This window comes from Cobetia sp. Ld8 (genome assembly GCF_045066615.1).
Lineage (GTDB): Bacteria > Pseudomonadota > Gammaproteobacteria > Pseudomonadales > Halomonadaceae > Cobetia > Cobetia amphilecti.
The window spans coordinates 415,467-434,933 of record NZ_JBISHF010000007.1 but is presented as its reverse complement, the minus strand read 5'-3'; the positions used below and the strand labels follow the sequence as shown (position 1 = coordinate 434,933).

Below are 19,467 nucleotides of genomic sequence, written 5' to 3'. Positions count from 1 at the left end.
TTTGAGCGATCTGAACTATTATTCTTTACCAGCGAAACACAAGCCATAACTTTATTATTACAAAAACATAGATTAAAATGAAATAATAGCAAGAGATGCACCACCACCCACAAAAGATACCCATGCATCAAACATGTCAATTTAAACTACAAACTAAAATTTGCACCTTAAAAGTAAAGCATTAATCCTTAAAACTTACACTATCATCAAGATGATTAGTAAAACCAAAAAACTCAACTCTATCTTAAAAAATAGAGCATAGTCAGGTGCCCAAGAGACAACCATAACCCTCAGGATAGGGAAGAGAATCATTTATATGGAACAAGAACTCTAAATACATTGACACACTCTTATGAAAATCTTCAACACTACCTATATCTCTGTGCTTATAGGCATGTATTGCATTTCTTTTCAATTGCACACCACTTAGATACTCAATCCACTCATCAGACAATATCTCTTTCTTCTTAAAAAAAAGCTTTAAGCTTTCATATGAAAGAGTATCAGGATCGATAGTCTTTTCATTACGTTTAACCCTAATTTCGTCCTTAGAGTAATCATTACGATAAACTGACAAGAATAGCTTTAACGTACCTTCTATTAAAGCACCCAAGTTTGCCCAAGCTAAAATTAACTGACCATCTACATTATGCTTGAAGTTCCACATCCTCAATGTTGCTGATAACTCCACTTGCCAGTCAAGGCGTGATTTTGACAGTAATTCAAAAGCTGAGTCAGGCGCCCAACCTGCAGAATCACCCCAAAAATTCGTCAACTTCTCATTAGCTTCTATAACACTTTCAACATCCTCAATATAGCTCGCATGATTTCTTAATACTATTTCATCGCATGAGTCGCTCGAGATAGAATTCAAAATAACCTCTTTAGTTAATTTTTAGGCCACAAAGAAGCTCAAAGAGTATTTGCTACCTTTAAACACCTTACCCCCTGCACCTCTTTTACTCCTTAAAACCGCTTCACCCACTGCCTTCCCAAACTAAAAGACAGCTGGTCTTATTACATTTACTATACTATGCATGAAGAGATTTGTTTTTTCAAATATCTATTTCTCATCCAATAACTACTAGCTGACTATATTAACTGATTAAGGTCCATAGATAGATCTTTACCAGCCTCACCACTGCATCACGATGAAGGTCAGGGTCATCACGCCGATGGCGACCAGCCAGGCGCCCAGTACACGCTGGGCGATGACGAAAGCCGTCTCGGGGAGCAAACGCCCGGCCAAGGCAAGAATCCCCCAGCCGGCGACAACGATGAGAAGTATGGCCGTCATAACGCCCAGCAGTATTGCCACTGGGGTAGTGGCCACGTCATGACCGACGAACAGCAGGGCGATCACCAGCCCCGACAACGCTGCGGGGACACGCGCCATCAGCGCCCTGCCCCACAGCGTGCGCAGCGGTAGGTGAATCGACACCAGCAAGGCCGTGACGATCGCAAAGCCCACCACTGCCATCACCAGCGAATCCGGCGCGTACAGCGCCACCACGATTCCCAGCACCATGGCATTGATCAGACGCAGGACACCGCGCAGCCACTCGCCAGTCGTGAAGCGGCTCTGACAGGCAACGCCCACCAGACTGGCCGTCAGCAGCAGATAAAGAATCACCGGACTTCCGGTGGCGGCGCGAACACCCAACAGCCATTGATCCCACATCATCATGCCAGGGCCTCCATCAGGAAGTAGACACCCAACAGCGCCGTCACTGCGCCCAACACCCGCAGCAATACGCCCTGACGAAAGCGCTCTGCCACTACGCCCACGCCGATACCGGCGGCATGCAGACTGCCGGTGGCCAACATGAAGCCCATCGCGAAGGCGAAAGGATCAGAGGCCAGGGGCAATTCCGCCCCGTGGGCGTAGCCATGACAGATCGCGAACACCGAGACGACCAGACAGGCGAGCCACAGCGGCAACGCGACCCGCCACACGATGAAGGCGCCGAGCACCAGTGCGGAAAGCGCGATACCGATCTCGATGCCCGGCAGCGCCAGGCCCACGATGCCGACCACACTGCCCAGCGCCATGATCATCGGGAAGACGACCGGCAGCAGCCAGGTGGCGGGCCGCCCCAGAATCACGCCCCACAGGCCCACCGCCACCATGGCCGTGAAGTGATCAATCCCGGTCAGGGGATGCAGGAAGCCCGCGGCAAAGCCGCCGACCGAATCAGTATCGACATGGGCATGCGCAGCCCCGGAGAACATGACCAGCAACAGGCCCAGGCGAGAGATGGCTGCCCGCGTGAGTCGCGGCGCCGAAAAGCGGGTGAACGTCATGAGGTAACAATCCTTCGGTGAAAAGCATGAAGCCCCGCGGCAATGCAGGTCTCTCGCATGGCCGCAGGGCTTCTTCATACTGCACGCTATTTCATGCAGCGCTTGTGCTCAGGCAGTCCGCGCGACTGTCGGCAAGGTGGCGGGCCAGGCTGCCCTCCAAGCTGCCGCGCCAAGCTTCCACTCGGCAGCCTGATGGACATCCGGCCCTACTGCTCGCTGGATGCCTGAGACGGGGCCTCTGACGGCTGATCAGACTCCGGGCGATCAGACGTGTCCTTCTCCGGCCCACCCGGGCCGGGGCCCTGGCCCGGTATGCGCGGCGAGCCGATACCCATGCTGGCCGTGGTCACGAAGTTGTCTTTGGCGACCACGCCCTTGAGGCACTTGGGTAGATTCGGGAACTCGTCGGTGGCGTGATAATGGTACTCGCCCTCGGGGTGGCGCTCTGTCGGGCCGAAATGACCATTGCAGCTGTCGAGGTCCGTCGGGACGCTGCCGCCGGAATCCTGGGTGCCGAACATCGGATAGCCATCGAAGGCATAGGCGAACTGGGCGGTATGGCTCTGTGGCAACTGACAGTGGGCATCGACACCGTGCTCATCATAGAGGGTGTCGATATCGGTCGCCGTGGCATGCCAGTGATACCAGCCACCGGGATCGACATGCCCGCCGCAGGTATCCAGTGCCGGCAGGTTGCCGGTATCCAGCACTGACGGGGCGTCAGCGAAGATCGGCACGCCATCCAGGGCGAGACCGATCTTGGCGACGGTGCCCAGCGGCGTGGGCTCGTCAGCCTCGACCGGCTCGAGGGGCAGCAGCACGGTCATCTCGACGCTCTCATCCTCGGCCACGTTGAGGCAGTTGTTGGCCTCGACCGGCCTCTTGCTCAGGTCCGTCATGATGTGGAGCGATTCGTCGTCATCATGAAAATGGAAGCCGAGCGTATCGAGCATCTCGAAGAAGGCACGATCCAGACGATACAGGCCCGAGTTCTCGCCATCCCAGTCCCAGATACCGCCCTCATCATCCAGAGATGGCGGACAGAACGGGCCGGTTTTCAGGCCATCCGGCTTGTACTTGACCACCAGACGGGTGCACTGGGTCTGCGTGCCATTTTCCAGCGTACAGCTCACCGTTTCAGGGGCTTTCTCCAGCGCGGCCGAGGAGAATTGGCTCGGCACGACTTCAGCGTGAGCCGCGGCGGCCATCAGCATCGCGACCGAGGCTGACAGCACAGCAGCGGGCAAGCGTGCCTTGTGCCGCACGGCAGCTGCACGATGAGGAGGTGTGATGGTCATTCAATGACTCCTGACAGGACGCTTGGACGTCGCGGTAAGCGCAAGGTGTCACCGCGACAGAGATGGTGAATCAACCAGTACGCATGCAAAAGAGCAGCGCTTCAGTCCAAAAGCCAGCACTGACAACCGGCAGCCCACAGACAACAACGCCCGCCTTCTGATTCCATGCAACATCATCAGAGTGGCGGGCGAAGCATTCACGGTGCATGCGGCGCAGGCGCCTTCAGCCTCAGCGTTCCGCTGGGCCACCCGGCGGCTTGGCACCCTCGGGCAGGCAGGCAAGACCTTCACCGCCATCGGCCGGCGCGTCACCTGATGCACCCGAGCCAGGGCCGCCCTCGGGTGGTGCGATGCACTGACCGGGGATCAGATCCTGCTGACCTTGCACCTGAATCTGACACTGGTCTCCCACCTGCTTGGCGATACATGCCTCCAATGCTTCCTGAGGCGGCTTGCCGCGCGGCGGTTGCTGCGCCGCACTCACGGCACTGACTGCCAGCAGGGCGCCGGTGATGGCAAACATTGCGCCACTGCGGGCGATGGCCTGACTCACGCCAGAGAGACCAGAAAGCTTCATCATGCTCGTTCCTTGTGTATTCGTGCGGATGAACGCAGGGTGCCGCCAGAGTGTGCAGGCAATATGTCAGAAAGCCGCAACCACGCCGACAACCCGGGGCAACCCCAGCACTCGCAAGGGCTCCCCCCTGCACACGAGAGAAGCCTTCGGCATCAGGCCTCGTCGTGAGGCTTTTGCCCTTCAGGCCCGCCCTCGGGCGGCCCACCTGCCGGGCGTTCATCTGCCTTGCAGACCGCATCCGGCGAGTCGAGCGCACAGCCGATCTCGCCCTTGAAGCAGCCCAGAATCTCGTTCTTCTCGGCACTGTTGCCGTGATAGTGATAGCCGATCCCTTGAGCGACGTGACCGCTGCAGGCATCCAGCTCGGCCTTTTCGGCGTCATCTCCGGTCAGCTTGGCCAGAATCGGGTAACCGTCCATCGCGAAGCCGATCATAGGGGCATCCGCTTCAGACGTCTCCTGCTTGGGGCTACAGCCATTGGCACCGTGGTAGTGATAACCCACGTGCAGATTCACATGCCCCCCGCAATCGTCGAACGGGGCCAGAGTATGGGCAGCGAGAATCGCATCCTGCGGCGCTGCGGCGTCGAATCTGACGCCATTGAAGGCGATGCCCCGCGGGCCTGGCGTGCGCCCTGCCGCCTCACCCTGACGGGCGACAGGCACCAAGGGCAGCACATAGGTGGTCTCGACGACCTCTTCCATGTATTCCGCGCGGCATTCCACGCAGTAGTTGTTGTACTCCTCGGCCACATCCGGCCGCGCCGCCTGATCACACGCGGTCCTGGTATCGGTGACGTGAACCTTGCCGGTGTCCTCATCGAACAGCTGCCACTCGGGGTCATCATAGAAGGTGGCCAGATTCTCGATGAAGGCACCATCCACGTCGTATTGCGTGCCGTCACGCACCCAGATACCGCCCTCATCAGCAGTGTCCGAGATATTGCCCGGGCACCAGGGGCCCATCTCGTCGGCGGCCAGCGAGTTCTTGAGCGTGATGCTGAAGCATTGGGTCTCGGTGCCGCCGGAAAGCGTGCAATCCACCACCTCGGGGCCTGCCACGACGCTGTCGGCATCGAACATCGACTTGATAGTTGCCAGGCGCTCGCTCATGTCGGTGCCGTGGGCCACGGCGGTCGTGGAGGCCATCAAGGCGATGGCGCTCCCCAGTAGCAGCTTGCTTGTCAGATGCTTCATTCCCCACCCCCTTGTCATTGCGAAAGTCGCTCTCATGCCTCTGCAGGCCACACGCATCTGTCACTCACCCGCGGCAAACGCCGGCTGGAACCTCGTACTTCCTCCAGCACAAGACGCACCCTGCCCGACAGCATGGCATCTCAAGGCGTGGATACCCGCGTTCTGGCAGCCTTTTCCATCAGATCACGTTTTTGACACGCGGTTATGACAGCCGCATGAGGACCACCGGCAAAAGCCAGTGGTGAGAGCCGAACGCACGCAAGGTGGCGCACGAACTTGCAGCAATTGTTGAAAGCAGCGCCCTTGTGTTGAAAGCAGCGCCCATGGCCAGGCCTCAGCGCGTCTGGCGCGGGGAATGCCCGAAGTGGTTGCGGTAGGCACGCGAGAAGCTGGAGCTGGAGGTAAAGCCGCTCGACAGCCCGACCGAGAGAATATCGAGGTCGGTTTCCTTGAGCAGATGCCGCGCCCGCTCCAGGCGCAGCCGCAGGTACCAGGCCCGCGGCGAGGTCGACAGCTCCTGCTCGAACAGGCGCTGCAGCTGGCGCAGCGAGACGCGACAGCGCTTCGCCAGCTCCTCCAGCGACAAGGGGGTGTCCAGGTTCTGCTCCATCAGGGCGACCGCATCGACCAGCTGGCGCTTGTGGGTGCCCAGGCGGCGCGCCAACGTCATGCGCTGCTGGTCCGTCCGCGTGCGCATGCGGTCGTGTACCAGCTGCTCCGAGACATCCACCGCCAGCGCCGTGCCGTGCCGGCGGGCAATCACATCCAGCGCCATGTCCATCGCGGCTGCCCCACCGGCACAGGAAAAGCGCCGCGCGCCCAGCTCGAACAGCTCATCCGAGGTACTGATGGTCGGGAAGCGCTCACGAAACGCCGGCAGGCTTTCCCAGTGCAGCGTGACGCGCTCACCATCCAGCAGTCCTGCCGCCGCCAACAGGAAACAGCCGGTATCCAGGCCACCCAGCACACAGCCTCCGCCATCGAGACGATGCAGCCAGCCCGTCAAGGCGCGATTGAGGTGCGCCTCGGGCTCGAAACCGCTGCATACCGCCAGCGAAGGCAAGGAGCGAATATCGAGAATGCTGTGATCGGCGACCAGCGTCATTCCACTGGAAGACGTGACCGGCTGGCCATCCTCACTGATGAGCAACCAGCGAAACAGCGGCTTGCCACTGATGCGATTGGCGATGCGTAGAGGCTCCACGGCCGCGAAGAACGCCATCATCGAGAAGCGTGGCAGCAAGAGAAACCCGATGGTTTCCGGTAGCGGGCCGATGTAATCGAGTCGCATCGTGCAGTGGCTCCAGAGAGTGAGAAGGTGAATCCGTCCTGCCCGGCGGCTGAGCGCAAGCAGCGTCAATGACGTCGTGAGGGCAAGCGCCTGAGGTGCAGGCTCTGCTAACGCCCCTGCACCGCCGAAATGTTATCCCGAAAGCATCCCAAAGATGGCCAGCATTGTCGCATTCAGACAAGCAATGGTCGTATCACGTCAAGAATATCATTGCATGATTTCTATTTCTCAGACAGCCACGACTCCCCTGCGCGATAGCCCTTGCCAATGAGTCTGCGTGACCGAATGGGCCCGCTGGCGAACACGCTTTTGCGACACAGCCAATTTTCCAGAAGCTGTAGCCATCAAAATCAATTCCATTCATAATATATTGTAATGCTTTGAGGGAGTTAGCGTCACCCCGCGCCTCTCGACAAGCATTCACGTCTTCATCTCGTTGCCTTATCGACAACAATTTTTCGCGACAGATGAACGGTCATTCCGCCGTGACCGCGACAGGGAACGCTGGCCCTACGACCAGCTCGAACAGGAGATATTGCGTGACCCCACCTCAGCCTGATCCCGCCTCACCTGACAATGCCAGTACCAAAAACGCCACCTCCAACAACACCACCTCCAACAACACCACCTCTGACGGCAGCGCCGCGGCAGTCGTCGGTTCTCAGCGCTACCATTCGCCGGACCTGAGCCTGCGCGTCGAGACCTCCGGCCCGCTCAAGGGCATGCACAAGGGCATGACCCTGACCTCCGCCGGCCTGCTGCTGCTTTTCGTTCTCGCCACCGGCCTGGCTCCCGAGCTGTCCTCCAGCCTGTTCGGCGCCGCACGCGCCTGGATCGAATCCACCTTTGGCACCTATTACCTGGTGACCATCGTCGGCCTGATCGGCCTGTGCATTGCCCTCGTCTTCTCCCCCTGGGGCAAGCTGCGCCTGGGCGCGCCGGATAGCCGCCCTGAATTCTCGCGCTTCACCTGGATATCGATGCTGCTCTCGGCAGGCGTCGGGATCGGTATCCTGTTCTTCGGCGTCGCCGAACCGATGTTCTACTTCGACAACTCCGGCGGCTTCGGCTATCCCAACAACCCGCACGCAGACCTCGCCGGCCATATGGCGATGGATCACGCCCGCGCCGTCGACGCCCTCAAGCAAGCCTTCTTCCACTGGGGCCTGCACGGCTGGGCGGTCTATGTCATCGTCGGCATGACGCTGGCCTACTTCGCCTATCGCCGCAATCTGCCGCTGGCACTGCGCTCCGCGCTCTATCCGCTGATCGGTGACCGCATCTACGGCCCCATCGGCCATGCCGTCGACATCATGGGCGTGCTGGGCTGCGTGTTCGGTATCGCCACCTCGCTGGGGCTGGGCGTCAGTCAGATCGCCGTCGGCCTCAACCGCCTGACTGGTATCGACTCGGGTATCGGCACCCAGGTCGTGCTGATCGCGATCATCAGTGTCATCTCCATCGCCTCGGCGGTCTCCGGCGTCCAGCGCGGCATCCGCATCATTTCCGAGCTGAATGTCGGCGTGTCCGTCATCGTGGTCGGCAGCTTCCTGATCGGTGGCCCGACCCTGTGGCTGATCAGCATGTTCGGCGAGACGGTCGTCTCCTACGTGCGTGACGTCATCCCCATGGGGCTGTGGGTCGCGAGCACGCCGGTCGAGCGCGACTGGCAGGATGCCTGGACCATCTTCTACTGGGCCTGGTGGCTGGCATGGGCGCCGTTCATCGGTCTGTTCATCGCACGTATCTCCAAGGGCCGCACCCTGCGTGAGTTCATCCTTGGCGTGCTGATTGCCCCGCCGCTGATCATCTTCATCTGGCAGACCCTGTTCGGCGGCACCGCACTGCATCAGGAGCTGAACGCGGCCATGGGCCCGGGCACCGGCCAGCTGATGGGCATGATTCGCGACTGGAATCTGCCAGAGGCGCTGTTCGCCACCGCCGATGCGCTGGTGAGCAATGACATTCTCAGCACCGTGCTGACGTCACTGCTGATCTTCCTGCTGATCAGCTGGTTCGTGACCAGCTCCGACTCCAGCACCCTGGTCATCACCACCATCCTGTCGATGGGCGATGAAGACCCGCTGCCGCGTCACCGCATCTTCTGGGGTGTCTGCATCGGCTCCGTCGCGGCGGTACTGCTGATGGCAGGCGGGCTCAAGGCGCTGCAGACGGTCCTGATGGCTGCCGCCCTGCCGGTCAGCTTCGTGATCCTCGCCATGACGCTTGGCCTGCTGGTCGCACTGGTCGATGAATCACGCAGCATGATCACGTCGCGTCGTCAGCCGAAGAGCGGCCCGCAAGCCACGCCGCGAACGGTCAGCCAGACCAACGCGGGCTAGGCCATCTGCCAGTGATTTCGTAATGCAAGGCTCCATGACGCAAGCGTAGAGAGGACGGCGTGACGCTCTCAGCACTTGCACCGAAATCACAGGCTCAATGGCCTGTATGTGTGATCACAGCATCAGAATGGCGTGACCATAGCGTCACAATCGTGTCACCCACGCGTCATCAATGCCCGCTCAGGCCAACACCTGAGCGGGCATTGTCATTTCTGGCGTCTTTTGCATGCTCTTCACGTCGTGTTGTGGCAAGCAGGCGTCGCTTGCCTCCAACGTCCCCACACCGCGCCTGACTAGTCTGGAAAGGCGCAACCCACGGCCTGACAGTCGGTTGCGTTGCTGACAGGAGAATGACAGCAAAAGTGCCCAGCCAGGCACGCATGACGCTCTCTGCGCTCTCGAGATTGGCCACCCTCGGCATTGGCCTGATCGAGAACACCATCCCCCACTTTAGCCACCGGCCTGCTCGTATCGCTTCCGCTCTCAAGGCCTCAAGGCACTCAGGCCGCAGCACGCACGACAGATCAAGCAGCAATTAGAACGACAGCTCACACAACAACTACAACAATTCAGGAGTCTTCTCATGGCAGCGACAGACCATGATCCACTCGGTGATCCCGCACCACACCCTTCGCAGAACAATGCCCTCACGGCACATATCCAGGTGGAAACCAGCGGCCCGCTCAAGGGCATGCACAAGGGCATGACCCTGACCTCGGCCGGCCTGTTGCTGGCGTTCGTCGTCGGGGCCGGTCTCTCACCCGATGGGGCGGCCACCATCTTCGGTGCCGCGCGCAGCTGGATCGAACATACCTTCGGCACCTACTACCTGGTGCTGGTGGTCGCGATGATCGCCTTGTCGCTGGTCCTGGTGTGTTCGCCGTGGGGCAGCCTGCGCCTCGGTCCCAAGGACAGCGCCCCGGAATTCTCGCGCTTGACCTGGATCTCGATGTTGCTCTCGGCAGGTGTCGGCATCGGCGTGCTGTTCTTCGGTGTCGCGGAGCCGATGTTCTATTTCGACAACTCCGGTGGCTTCGGCTACCCCAACAACCCGCACGCGGATCTGGCCGGCGCGACCGCCATGGATCACGCCCGCGCCGTCGAGGCGCTCAAGGTGGCCTTCTTCCACTGGGGGCTGCATGGTTGGGCGATCTACGGCATGGTCGGCATGACGCTGGCCTACTTCGCCTATCGCAAGAAACTGCCGCTGGCGCTGCGTTCCGCGCTCTATCCGCTGATCGGTGATCGCATCTACGGCCCGATCGGCCATGCCGTCGACATCATGGGCGTGCTGGGCTGCGTATTCGGTATCGCCACCTCGCTGGGGCTGGGCGTCAGCCAGATCGCGGTGGGCCTCAATCGCCTCACCGGCCTGGATGCCGGCATCGGCACCCAGCTGGCGCTGATTGTCGCGATCAGTGCGATCTCCATCGCCTCGGCGGTTTCCGGCATCAAGCGCGGGATTCGCTTCATCTCCGAGCTGAACATCGGCGTGTCGGTCCTCGTGGTCGGCAGCTTCCTGATCGGCGGCCCGACGCTGTGGCTGATCTCGCTGTTCGGCGAAACGCTGCTGGCCTATCTGCGCGATGTGGTGCCGATGGGGCTGTGGGTCGCTGAGACCGCGGGAGAAAACAGCTGGCAGGTCGGCTGGACCATCTTCTACTGGGCCTGGTGGCTGGCGTGGGCGCCGTTCATCGGGCTGTTCATTGCCCGCATCTCCAAGGGCCGCACCCTGCGTGAATTCATTCTGGGCGTGCTGATCGCGCCGCCGCTGATCATCTTCATCTGGCAGGCGCTGTTCGGCGGCACCGGCCTGTATCAGGAGCTGACGGCCAGCATGGGTGCCGGCAGCGGCGAGTTGATGACGCTGGTGCGCAACTGGAACCTGCCCGAAGCGCTGTTCGCCACCGCCGATGCCCTGGCGGGCAACAGCGTGCTGAGCGTCATCCTGTCGTCTCTACTGATCTTCCTGTTGATCAGCTGGTTCGTCACCAGCTCGGATTCCAGCACCCTGGTGGTCACGACCATCTTGTCGCTGGGCGATGAAGAACCGCTGGCGCGCCACCGCATCTTCTGGGGCATCTGCATCGGGCTGGTGGCCGGTACGCTGCTGATGGCGGGCGGGCTCAAGGCGCTGCAGACCATCCTGATGGCCGCCGCCCTACCGATGAGCTTCGTGATCGTGGCGATGACGCTGGGCCTCTTGGTAGCGCTATGTCAGGAATCCGGCATCGTCCTCATGAAGCTCGGCAAGCCGAAGCCGGACAGAAGCCAGGCCTGAGCTTGAGACTGAGACTGAGAGTGAGCCTGAACTTGTGTCAGTCCCCACATAAAGCCTCACTGGCAAGACATGCTCTGCCAGACCGGTCCTGCCAACCCCCACTCGCCGAGCCATCCCGTCACAGGGGCGGCTCGGCGAGTCGCGTTGGGCAACACATCAAGCTCATGCCTGCCGATATTGCCCTGAAGCGGGCCGTCATGTCGCAACAAGCCAATTAGTTGTCGTGCATATCCAAAACTGCTTACCCAGTACGGATAGTCTTATGAGGTCCTTGCCATTCACAGGAGCTCAGCATCGGCCTCTTCAACGCGTCATCTCATCCCCGCATCACGTTGCCTGCCACGACAATAACAACATCAGGACTCGCACAATGCCCCACCACTCGCCCTCTGCACAGCCTGCTTCTGAACAGTCCGTCTCTGGACAGTCAAATCATGAACAACAGAACGCGCACTCCGCTGACGACATCTGCGGACTGGGAAACTCGACCTGTGGCAAGGAGCAATACCTGACCTCGATCGCGACCGTCTGCGTGATCGCGCTGCTGATCGGTGCCGCCGCCCTGTTTCCCGAAGGATTTCTGGCCAGTCTCGACCTGATCAAGGGCTCGGTAATCGGCAACTTCGGCTTCCTGTTCACCTGGCCGGCCTTTGCCGTCTCGCTGATTCTGGTTGCGGTCTGCTTTACGCCGCTGGGCAAGCTGCGCTTCGGCGAAGGCGACCCTGAATTCCATACCCTGAGCTGGATGGGCATGCTGTTTGCCACCGGCATGGGCATCGGCCTGCTCACCTGGGGCGTACTGGAACCCAAATATCACACCGATGCCGGCCTGAGCACCGACATGGCGCTGCTCAACGCCTTCAATCACTGGGGTCTGCTGGCCTGGGCCGGTTATCTGGCCATCGGCGCGCTCTTCGCCCACGCCATGTACAACATGAAGATGGCCAAGCCCGCCGAAGAACTGCTGGGCAACGGCCTGTGGAGCAAGCTGAACCTGATCAGCCTCGTCGTCTCCACCGTCATCGGTCTGTCGCTGTCCTTCACCTACGCGACCACCCCGATCCAGCAGGGGCTGGTCAAGCTGGTCGGCATCGAGTTCAGCCCGAGCCTGATCATCTGCGTGCTGGCCGTGTGCGCCATCATCTCCTCCGCCTCGGGCCTCAAGCGCGGCATCAAGTGGCTGAGCAACTACAACACCCTGTTCGCGATCATCCTGATGCTCGGCGTGCTGGTGCTGACCGTGCCCGGCGATATCCTCTCTACCTTCGTGCGCCTGGTGCCGGAATACCTGCTCAAGTACCCCGCGATGGCCACCGATATCGGCCTGGGCGATCCGGAACGCAAGACATGGCTGGCAGACTGGCTGTATGCCTTCGAGGCGGCCTGGTATGGCTGGTTCATCTTCACCGGCGTCTTCATCGCCCGCATTTCCAAGGGCCGCACCCTGCGTGGCATGGTGCTGGGCGTGATGCTGGTTCCGACCCTGTTCTCGTGCCTGTGGTTCGTGGTCTTCGGGCTCGGCAGCCTGAGCCTGGGCGTCGATGATGTGTTCAAGCTGATCGACACCATCGACAGCAGCGGCCTGCTGTCCCTGATCCTGACGCTCAACATCCTGCTGTTCTTCATCACCAGCGCCGACTCCGCGGGCCTGGTGTGCGAGATGCTGACCGTCAAACGCTCACGTGCCTTCTGGATCGTCTCCATGGCGGCACTGGCCGTCGTGGTCAGCTGGCTGGGCGGTGATGTCTACAAGACCCTGCTGAGCCTGATCTCGGTCGCCGCGATCCCGGTCGCCTTCGGCATCTTCGCGCTGGTGATCGCCTTCGTGACCCGCGTACGCCGTGATCGCGCCACCCGCGCCATCCCGGCACCGGCGCCACTTACCCAGCGCTGAACCGCCATGGCGTGAGAGGCGTCGCAGCGCTTGCCGACGCGATGCAGTCTGTCCAACACAACGGCCCTGCCCTCGAACGAGGTGCAGGGCCGTTGCCTTATGGTGTATCAAGCTAGGGGGTGGCGCAGAATTGTGCGCCATCTCATTCGAAAGCTGTGCTGAAGCCGTGTATTCATGTGCTGAGCACCCGTAAACAGCCAATCAGTATCGGCCTTAATATGGAGATATGTTAGCAGGTAGAACTAATAACCTACTCAAACCTATCGTATATATTCAATTGAAAATTACGATATAGAACATGACAGGCCGGAAACCACTTAAGACTCTAGACTATAAGTTATAAGCATTGTTATAGAAGTAGAGTTGTACATGATACTGACACCCCCTTGTACTAATTAATAGCTTCATTATAGAAATAGGTATAAATAAAATCATTGCCTATAACTTCAACAGAAATGTAATCTAAATACTTCGGCCATTGACTTATTTGCAACCTGCTGGGCATTATTCTAGAAACATATGTTGCTAGAATGGTATCGTGTGTAATCCATATATGCACACCTCCTCTCGAAGCTAACAGTTGTTTACGAATCTTATTATCGAACATCTTGACAGCAAGATCTAGATCTGAAAATCCGTCCCATTTCTCAAAGCCTGATAGGAGATATTCGTTTACTTTCGCGTGCCCTTTTTCTTTCCAGTGAGTCCATGCTACAGCACCATCATCAATTATAAAACCAGGTTCACCAAGATCCCGACTTAAAATAATATCTTCATACTTAATACCAACAACATCGCCAATGACATTTGCTGTTTGTCTACATCTCTCAACAGGACTAGATTGTATAGAAACAACAGGATAGGAAATTTTCTGCGCGAAGTACTGAGCATCATTTTCCCCTTTATCTGTCAGTAGTATATCATTCCCAACAGTATCATCAGGAATATCGGGTCTTTCCGCATGACGCACTAGAATCAATTTATTCATTATTATGCCACTGCCTCAATATAATCAAGGAAACCAAGGATGGCCCCAGGATAACTTGACATACTTTTAGTCCTGATTGAATAGCAATAGCATCAAATTCAGTTACCGTTCTTTCTTTCCCACCTGTTGCAGCTAAAAGGTGCAAGTCACATAAAGCTCCTTGGGTTGAATTTTCTTCAAGCACCATTTCCAGCAAATAAACTACTCCAGAAGATGTCAGAGCTTGCTTTGCATTCTGTAGAATCTTCACTGCATCTGCGTCTTCCCAATCATGTATAACTCGAGCTAGTACGACAATATCAAATGCTCTTGGCCATGTGCTAAAAAGATCCATTTCCAATTTGACAGGAAAAGTGGATTCCGCCACAACAGATGCCATATCACCAAGGCAAATAGATGAAACAGGGAAGTGAGCCTGCAATAATGTGGCTAATGTGCCTGTTCCTCCAGCAGCATCCAGAATTCTTTGCTCTTTATTGATTGGCAAGAACGGTATTATTGCTGAGTAATCATGCAGAGCATAGCTACCGAGCATTCGATGGTGTGAGATAACTCTGTTAGGATCAGAGGCTACTTCAGAGAAAATCTTTGATTCAAATTTTTCATCCTGAATTTTTCCAGGCAAATTTTGCCAACACTGTAAAAGATCTTCCCCATATTCAATGGCAGCATCGGCTAACGTTGTACTATTAGATGAGCAAAGATAAGAGCCCTTTTCTGAAACTGTATAACAACCAGCTGTCAGTTCAACAAGGTCCAGTTCAACAAGACCTTTCATCAAACGCTCAAGCTTTTGTGGATCACATGCACAACGTATGGAAAGTTGTTCACCGGCAGCGGGTAGATTGTCAAATACTCCAAGCTTGACTGCCGAATAGATAACATAAGTCTTCCAGTACCCGACCATATCAGCAGATAACTCTACAAACTTATCGGTTGTTTGACTGCGTAGCAGCCGAACAGTATAACCTCGTTCATCAATCACAAGCAAAGCGCCATCATTTGTTTCACAGCGAGAAAATCCATTATAAAAGGGCTCAACAGATAAATATCTTTGCGAATAAATTGGGACGCCATATTTATCAATATGGCACCAACCCCTACTGGTTTTTGCTCTCGCATACCGCTTATGGAATACATCCAAATCTAGAAACCACTGCTGATGTAGGAGTGTACTATCATAACGAATATGCGTACTTAAGCCATTCATCGCCTGTACTACGGCAATACCATCGCGGAAATCTCCACAATACTGCCATCGATTATTGTATAGAGGCGCCCCATAAGCGTTGAGATGAAAATACTGGCCATCTGCATTCATTACCACGACAGCGTTTTCTTGATAGTTACCAGCAAAGCCATATCGCTCTGGATAGAGAGCATTTCCCGCTTGATCTATATGGTACCAACCATCTTCGTCAATTACTGCAGACAGCCCATGATAAAAGCCAAAACACCTTTTAAAGCGCTGGGTATAGATAGGCTTTCCATCTATATTTATATGAAAAGCATCAGAGCCTTTCTGTGCTGATGCAATCCAGCATCCATTTACTTCATGAAAGGCAAGTACTTCATCAAACTGTGCTTCGTATAAAGGCTTTAGGTCTCCCCCCACATGAAACTTTCCACATGCAGAGATGGTTGGTTTTTCTTCAACTTTCATTTTGGCCGCCTCATATTGCAAGACTGACAGAGTGCATGTGACTGGTAGGTATTCATCAATTCTTGATAGCTCTCGCCTTCCACCAATTCCGATAATTTAGCTGTATTGAGGTTACCGAAATCCCCCAAGGTCTTACGCTGCTGGTCTGGTGCACAACATACATTGAGCCTCCCCGTGGGATCCACCCAGAGCTCTTTACCTAAAAAGGGGCACTCGCCGTCGGGCGAGATATCCTCTAATATGGCAAGATCAAGTGCAAAGAAATTTTCTAGTCGGAACGGACGCTTAGCTGTTTGGTTATGAGTAGCGACACGTTCATGGCAATGTTGGACGATTTGATTCCAGCGAGCAGCATAAACCAGATCATTCCGAAGGCTTTCATTTCGAATTTCATCAAAATGAGTCCAGAGTTGATGACCCTTCAATCGATCAAACCCTAGTGATAATGCTAGGTCCAGTAAATCGGGAATTTCTTCAAGATTGCTGCGCATAAATGTCAACTGCATTGTCATTGAGCAGTAATTCTTTGATTGTAATTCATCACGTATCTCAATAAAGCGCTTAGCATTATCTATATGTTGCTCAAGAGAAGTTCCCCCCATAATTGTTGATTGGGTCCTTTCGGTTACGCCATTCCAGGAAATCTTTACGTCACTGGTAATCGGAACAATTTTTCGAGCCCAATACTCAACGTTCTGGTGTGATTTGGGGGCTGGGAACGTGCCATTGGTGGTGAGGTTGAGGGTAAGCCCAAGCTCGGAGCACAGAGCGAGAAAAACATCAAAATGAGGGTAGAGTAGTGGCTCACCCATAGTAGAGGGGATGACTTCTCTGACTCCCAACTGAGCCGCCTCGCGCACAACTTTTTCAAGTAATGTAGTGTCCATGGTGGGACGCAATAATCCATTTTTTTTTCTTTCCGTCAGACTAGCAGCATAAGGAGAGTGATCCTCGCACATTACACATTTAAGGTTACAAAAGTCAGGGTTAGTATCTAGTGTAATTCGCCAAAATTTGTGTGTCATCAGCCCATGACCCTCGCGTAACAAGCTTCCAGATCCAGTATATGTTGTTGAATGTCGGGGATTTGGCCATCATCGCTAAAAGGATAACCATGCTGACCCAATTGTTTTGCTAACCCTGGCTCATCGAGTAAACGCTGCATTTGTTTTGCGAGATCAACTGTATCCCGATGTTGATAGTTTAGACCATTGACTTCATGATGGACGTATTCGCCCATGCCACCGACACAAGCTGTGATTACAGGTACCTTGGCTTGTTGGGCTTCATGGATGACTAAAGGCGAGTTCTCGACCCAGACTGACGGTACAACAATCGCATCGGTGTAGCTGAACACATCCTTGGCAATAGACTGGTTTTTGTATTCCGTCATCCATTCTATAGAGTTTGCTTTGTTATCGGGTAATAACGATGCTATTTCATGTAAGGATCTAGAATCCTGTCCACGATTACGTCCCCATATCCTAAGCTTCGCTTCTCCTCTGAGCATACCAAAGGCATTGATTAACTGATGAATACCTTTAGCCGGCATATGGGTTCCGATATATCCAAATGTAAACACTTCATTATTCTGGCGAACTCTACCTTGCATTCTAGACCTATCAAAACCATAATCCAAATATATACTCTTCTCTTGCGGAAGATCAAACTCTAACTCATATCGCTGTTTGAGATAGTTAGCAGGAGAGATAAACAAATCAATATGGTTGACGATGTCTCGAACATGTGCCATTCGTCGGCTTACCCAACCTTCCCAATAAATTACATCATCAGCTTCTTCTTGTGCACTACCGGAAAAGTAGCGGGCATAACATTGCTTTGCACACTTCTTGTCTTCTTGGCCATCGCAAGCAGCCCATAGATTATCATCCGCAGAGTGCATTTGCATAAACTGGCCTCTTGGACACATCAACCAATAATCGTGCAATGTATAAACGATCGGAACCTTCCGTTTTTTTGCCTCGTACACCAGAGAAGTTGAAAGATGATTCAAGTGACCAATATGCACAACATCTGGTTGAACTTCATCAAGTAGATCAGAAAATCGGCGATCAATAATATCCAATCGATAACGATCCCGCATTCTCGGATTATTAACGAGATGCAAGGTAACTGCCGGCATGTCGGGATCATGACTGACCCGTAAGGCACCATCAGGTTGGAATGAGTCTTCCTCCCTAGTGAACACATGCACTTCGTGGCCACGCTCTGCCAAGGCTTGACAAATGGTTTGTGAATATACTTCGGACCCGGCATTGTATAGCATCGGATACCCATGAATAACTTTCACAATTTTCATGCAGAAACGTCCTTTAACTGTTTTTTAAATGCTTCAACTAAAAGCTGAATCCCATGCTCAGGTGTGACATGTGCCTGCCATCCAAATAGCGCTTTGGCCTGAGCTGGGTCACCGATAAAGCGACTTACATCATAAGTTCGAGATGGCGCTTCAATTATTCTGGAGTTGCTGTGAGAAAATCTGACAGCCATTTCAGCGGCTTCACCAAGCGTGGTGCCTATACCGGGAAGAAAATGTGTTGGCGGAAGGTTTTTTTCACCATGTTCCAGCTGCTCAACAATTAATAAGAGGCCTTCAACTGTGTCAGACACATGAGTAAAATCAAACAAATGCTCCCAGCCATCCACACGAAGATCTGACTGTCTAACGGCATTATAACAGAATGCTGGTAAGACTCTGTCTGGATGATCTTCAGTGCAGCCATATACGTTTGCTAAACGAATCACTGCTGTATTGAGCCCCCCTTCTCTGGCCTCTAGTGCTTTTCGCTCCATATATGCTTTTGCTTGGCCATATATATTTACAGGGTCAAGTAATAATGACTCACGCACAGGAAGCACATTTGCTTCGCCATATACTTCACGACTGCTAGCAACCAGCACCCATGGTTTATTATAATTTTCATAGGCTGCTTTCAACAATTGTTCACTTGATACAGCATTAGTATACCAGCACAGCTCAGGATCGCGTTCGCCCCAGATAACTCTAGAGACTGCCGCTAGATGAATTACACCAGTTACGCCTATCAAAGCTTGCTCGAGCTCCCTTGGCCGACAGATATCCCCGCTGCCATCAGCCAGATCAAATCCCTGAACTAAATACCCTTTGCGTTCCAGCAAAGGCTTTAAGTGCCGCCCAACCAAGCCCAGATGGCCTGTCATTAAAATTTTTTTCATAGAATCAAATTAAAGCCACTGTAAAAATGTACTAAAAATACGCATCACTCGATATAGAAAAGAAATTCATCAACAACTCAAGACCTGGTTAGGGGGGGGAGAGTACCAAGAGCATCTTTCTGCTCTAGCAATGTGGTTAGGACGCCAGAGAATGTCACCCTCAACCTAGCTGCCATATTATTTGTCTATCAAGTCAGATTCAAGATGTGCTGCCTTTATTTATTTTCCCTTCGTGCTGTTTCTCGGCACCAGTTCGCATGAGCTGCCAGACTGAACAATGATGCTTGGTGCTTGGCCATTCTTTTGTAGCGAACCTTTCGATAGCCAAAAATTCTTGCTGATACGTAGCAAGAGGTCGACATTGGATCGGATACTGGCCGAGATTTTCTTGGACTCAAGCAACAGCTATTCAATCGG

At 54.8% G+C, this 19,467-nt stretch carries 15 protein-coding genes; 3 read left to right on the top strand and 12 right to left on the bottom strand.

The window, feature by feature from the left end; all coding sequences use genetic code 11:
- Positions 1 to 262: 262 nt before the first annotated feature.
- The 7 genes from ACJJV2_RS06755 to ACJJV2_RS06725 all read right to left on the bottom strand — a co-directional run bounded on the left by ACJJV2_RS06755 (position 263) and on the right by ACJJV2_RS06725 (position 6,666).
- A complete protein-coding gene (locus ACJJV2_RS06755) occupies positions 263 to 874 on the bottom strand; it encodes a hypothetical protein (RefSeq protein ID WP_405279265.1) in 612 nt (203 codons plus the stop codon).
- A gap of 261 nt (positions 875 to 1,135) precedes the next feature.
- Complete coding sequence (locus ACJJV2_RS06750; protein WP_405279262.1) at positions 1,136 to 1,687, bottom strand: hypothetical protein; 552 nt, start codon at positions 1,685 to 1,687, stop codon at positions 1,136 to 1,138.
- Positions 1,684 to 2,304, bottom strand: a complete 621-nt coding sequence (locus ACJJV2_RS06745; protein ID WP_405279259.1) for a HupE/UreJ family protein — start codon at positions 2,302 to 2,304, stop codon at positions 1,684 to 1,686. Before ACJJV2_RS06745 ends, ACJJV2_RS06750 begins: the two co-directional genes overlap by 4 nt.
- A 206-nt stretch (positions 2,305 to 2,510) precedes the next feature.
- Positions 2,511 to 3,602 carry a YHYH protein gene (locus ACJJV2_RS06740; RefSeq protein ID WP_405279256.1) on the bottom strand — a complete coding sequence of 364 codons (1,092 nt, stop codon included), beginning with the start codon at positions 3,600 to 3,602 and terminating at the stop codon, positions 2,511 to 2,513.
- Between the two features lie 229 nt (positions 3,603 to 3,831).
- On the bottom strand, positions 3,832 to 4,182 hold the full coding sequence (locus tag ACJJV2_RS06735) for a hypothetical protein (RefSeq protein WP_405279253.1): 351 nt from the start codon (positions 4,180 to 4,182) through the stop codon (positions 3,832 to 3,834).
- Positions 4,183 to 4,331: 149 nt separating this feature from the next.
- Entirely contained in the window at positions 4,332 to 5,375 is a 1,044-nt protein-coding gene (locus ACJJV2_RS06730) for a YHYH protein (protein ID WP_405279250.1), read from the bottom strand.
- A 334-nt stretch (positions 5,376 to 5,709) separates the two neighbouring features.
- A complete protein-coding gene (locus ACJJV2_RS06725) occupies positions 5,710 to 6,666 on the bottom strand; it encodes a GlxA family transcriptional regulator (protein ID WP_054557162.1) in 957 nt (318 codons plus the stop codon).
- Between the two features lie 539 nt (positions 6,667 to 7,205).
- Here ACJJV2_RS06725 and ACJJV2_RS06720 point away from each other — a divergent pair.
- From ACJJV2_RS06720 to ACJJV2_RS06710, 3 genes are all read left to right on the top strand, one after another.
- Positions 7,206 to 9,008, top strand: coding sequence for a BCCT family transporter (locus tag ACJJV2_RS06720; protein WP_405279246.1), 1,803 nt, complete (start codon positions 7,206 to 7,208; stop codon positions 9,006 to 9,008).
- Positions 9,009 to 9,591: 583 nt separating this feature from the next.
- Positions 9,592 to 11,289 (top strand): BCCT family transporter, encoded by a 1,698-nt coding sequence (locus tag ACJJV2_RS06715; protein ID WP_405279243.1) that lies wholly within the window; start codon positions 9,592 to 9,594, stop codon positions 11,287 to 11,289.
- Positions 11,290 to 11,659: 370 nt separating this feature from the next.
- A complete protein-coding gene (locus tag ACJJV2_RS06710) occupies positions 11,660 to 13,183 on the top strand; it encodes a BCCT family transporter (RefSeq protein ID WP_405279240.1) in 1,524 nt (507 codons plus the stop codon).
- 391 nt (positions 13,184 to 13,574) lie between these two features.
- Here ACJJV2_RS06710 and ACJJV2_RS06705 read toward each other — a convergent pair whose 3' ends face one another.
- The 5 genes from ACJJV2_RS06705 to ACJJV2_RS06685 are packed head-to-tail and all read right to left on the bottom strand — an operon-like array spanning position 13,575 to position 19,050.
- On the bottom strand, positions 13,575 to 14,171 hold the full coding sequence (locus tag ACJJV2_RS06705; RefSeq protein WP_405279237.1) for a histidine phosphatase family protein: 597 nt from the start codon (positions 14,169 to 14,171) through the stop codon (positions 13,575 to 13,577).
- Positions 14,164 to 15,834 (bottom strand): methyltransferase, encoded by a 1,671-nt coding sequence (locus ACJJV2_RS06700; RefSeq protein ID WP_405279234.1) that lies wholly within the window; start codon positions 15,832 to 15,834, stop codon positions 14,164 to 14,166. The genes ACJJV2_RS06705 and ACJJV2_RS06700 overlap by 8 nt, the downstream gene beginning before the upstream one ends.
- Positions 15,831 to 16,859 (bottom strand): radical SAM/SPASM domain-containing protein, encoded by a 1,029-nt coding sequence (locus ACJJV2_RS06695; RefSeq protein ID WP_405279232.1) that lies wholly within the window; start codon positions 16,857 to 16,859, stop codon positions 15,831 to 15,833. The genes ACJJV2_RS06700 and ACJJV2_RS06695 overlap by 4 nt, the downstream gene beginning before the upstream one ends.
- Positions 16,859 to 18,154 carry a glycosyltransferase gene (locus ACJJV2_RS06690; RefSeq protein ID WP_405279229.1) on the bottom strand — a complete coding sequence of 432 codons (1,296 nt, stop codon included), beginning with the start codon at positions 18,152 to 18,154 and terminating at the stop codon, positions 16,859 to 16,861. Before ACJJV2_RS06690 ends, ACJJV2_RS06695 begins: the two co-directional genes overlap by 1 nt.
- Positions 18,151 to 19,050: an NAD-dependent epimerase/dehydratase family protein gene (locus tag ACJJV2_RS06685; protein WP_405279226.1), complete on the bottom strand. Its 900-nt coding sequence runs from the start codon at positions 19,048 to 19,050 to the stop codon at positions 18,151 to 18,153. The genes ACJJV2_RS06690 and ACJJV2_RS06685 overlap by 4 nt, the downstream gene beginning before the upstream one ends.
- Between the last annotated feature and the right edge of the window lie 417 nt (positions 19,051 to 19,467).

Coding starts and splice junctions, on each gene's coding strand:
- ACJJV2_RS06740 (WP_405279256.1), bottom strand. CDS start 3,602: ATGACCATCACACCTCCTCATCGTGCAGCTGCCGTGCGGCACAAGGCA.
- ACJJV2_RS06715 (WP_405279243.1), top strand. CDS start 9,592: ATGGCAGCGACAGACCATGATCCACTCGGTGATCCCGCACCACACCCT.
- ACJJV2_RS06730 (WP_405279250.1), bottom strand. CDS start 5,375: ATGAAGCATCTGACAAGCAAGCTGCTACTGGGGAGCGCCATCGCCTTG.
- ACJJV2_RS06750 (WP_405279262.1), bottom strand. CDS start 1,687: ATGATGATGTGGGATCAATGGCTGTTGGGTGTTCGCGCCGCCACCGGA.
- ACJJV2_RS06745 (WP_405279259.1), bottom strand. CDS start 2,304: ATGACGTTCACCCGCTTTTCGGCGCCGCGACTCACGCGGGCAGCCATC.
- ACJJV2_RS06735 (WP_405279253.1), bottom strand. CDS start 4,182: ATGATGAAGCTTTCTGGTCTCTCTGGCGTGAGTCAGGCCATCGCCCGC.
- ACJJV2_RS06725 (WP_054557162.1), bottom strand. CDS start 6,666: ATGCGACTCGATTACATCGGCCCGCTACCGGAAACCATCGGGTTTCTC.
- ACJJV2_RS06705 (WP_405279237.1), bottom strand. CDS start 14,171: ATGAATAAATTGATTCTAGTGCGTCATGCGGAAAGACCCGATATTCCT.
- ACJJV2_RS06700 (WP_405279234.1), bottom strand. CDS start 15,834: ATGAAAGTTGAAGAAAAACCAACCATCTCTGCATGTGGAAAGTTTCAT.
- ACJJV2_RS06685 (WP_405279226.1), bottom strand. CDS start 19,050: ATGAAAAAAATTTTAATGACAGGCCATCTGGGCTTGGTTGGGCGGCAC.
- ACJJV2_RS06695 (WP_405279232.1), bottom strand. CDS start 16,859: ATGACACACAAATTTTGGCGAATTACACTAGATACTAACCCTGACTTT.
- ACJJV2_RS06710 (WP_405279240.1), top strand. CDS start 11,660: ATGCCCCACCACTCGCCCTCTGCACAGCCTGCTTCTGAACAGTCCGTC.
- ACJJV2_RS06690 (WP_405279229.1), bottom strand. CDS start 18,154: ATGAAAATTGTGAAAGTTATTCATGGGTATCCGATGCTATACAATGCC.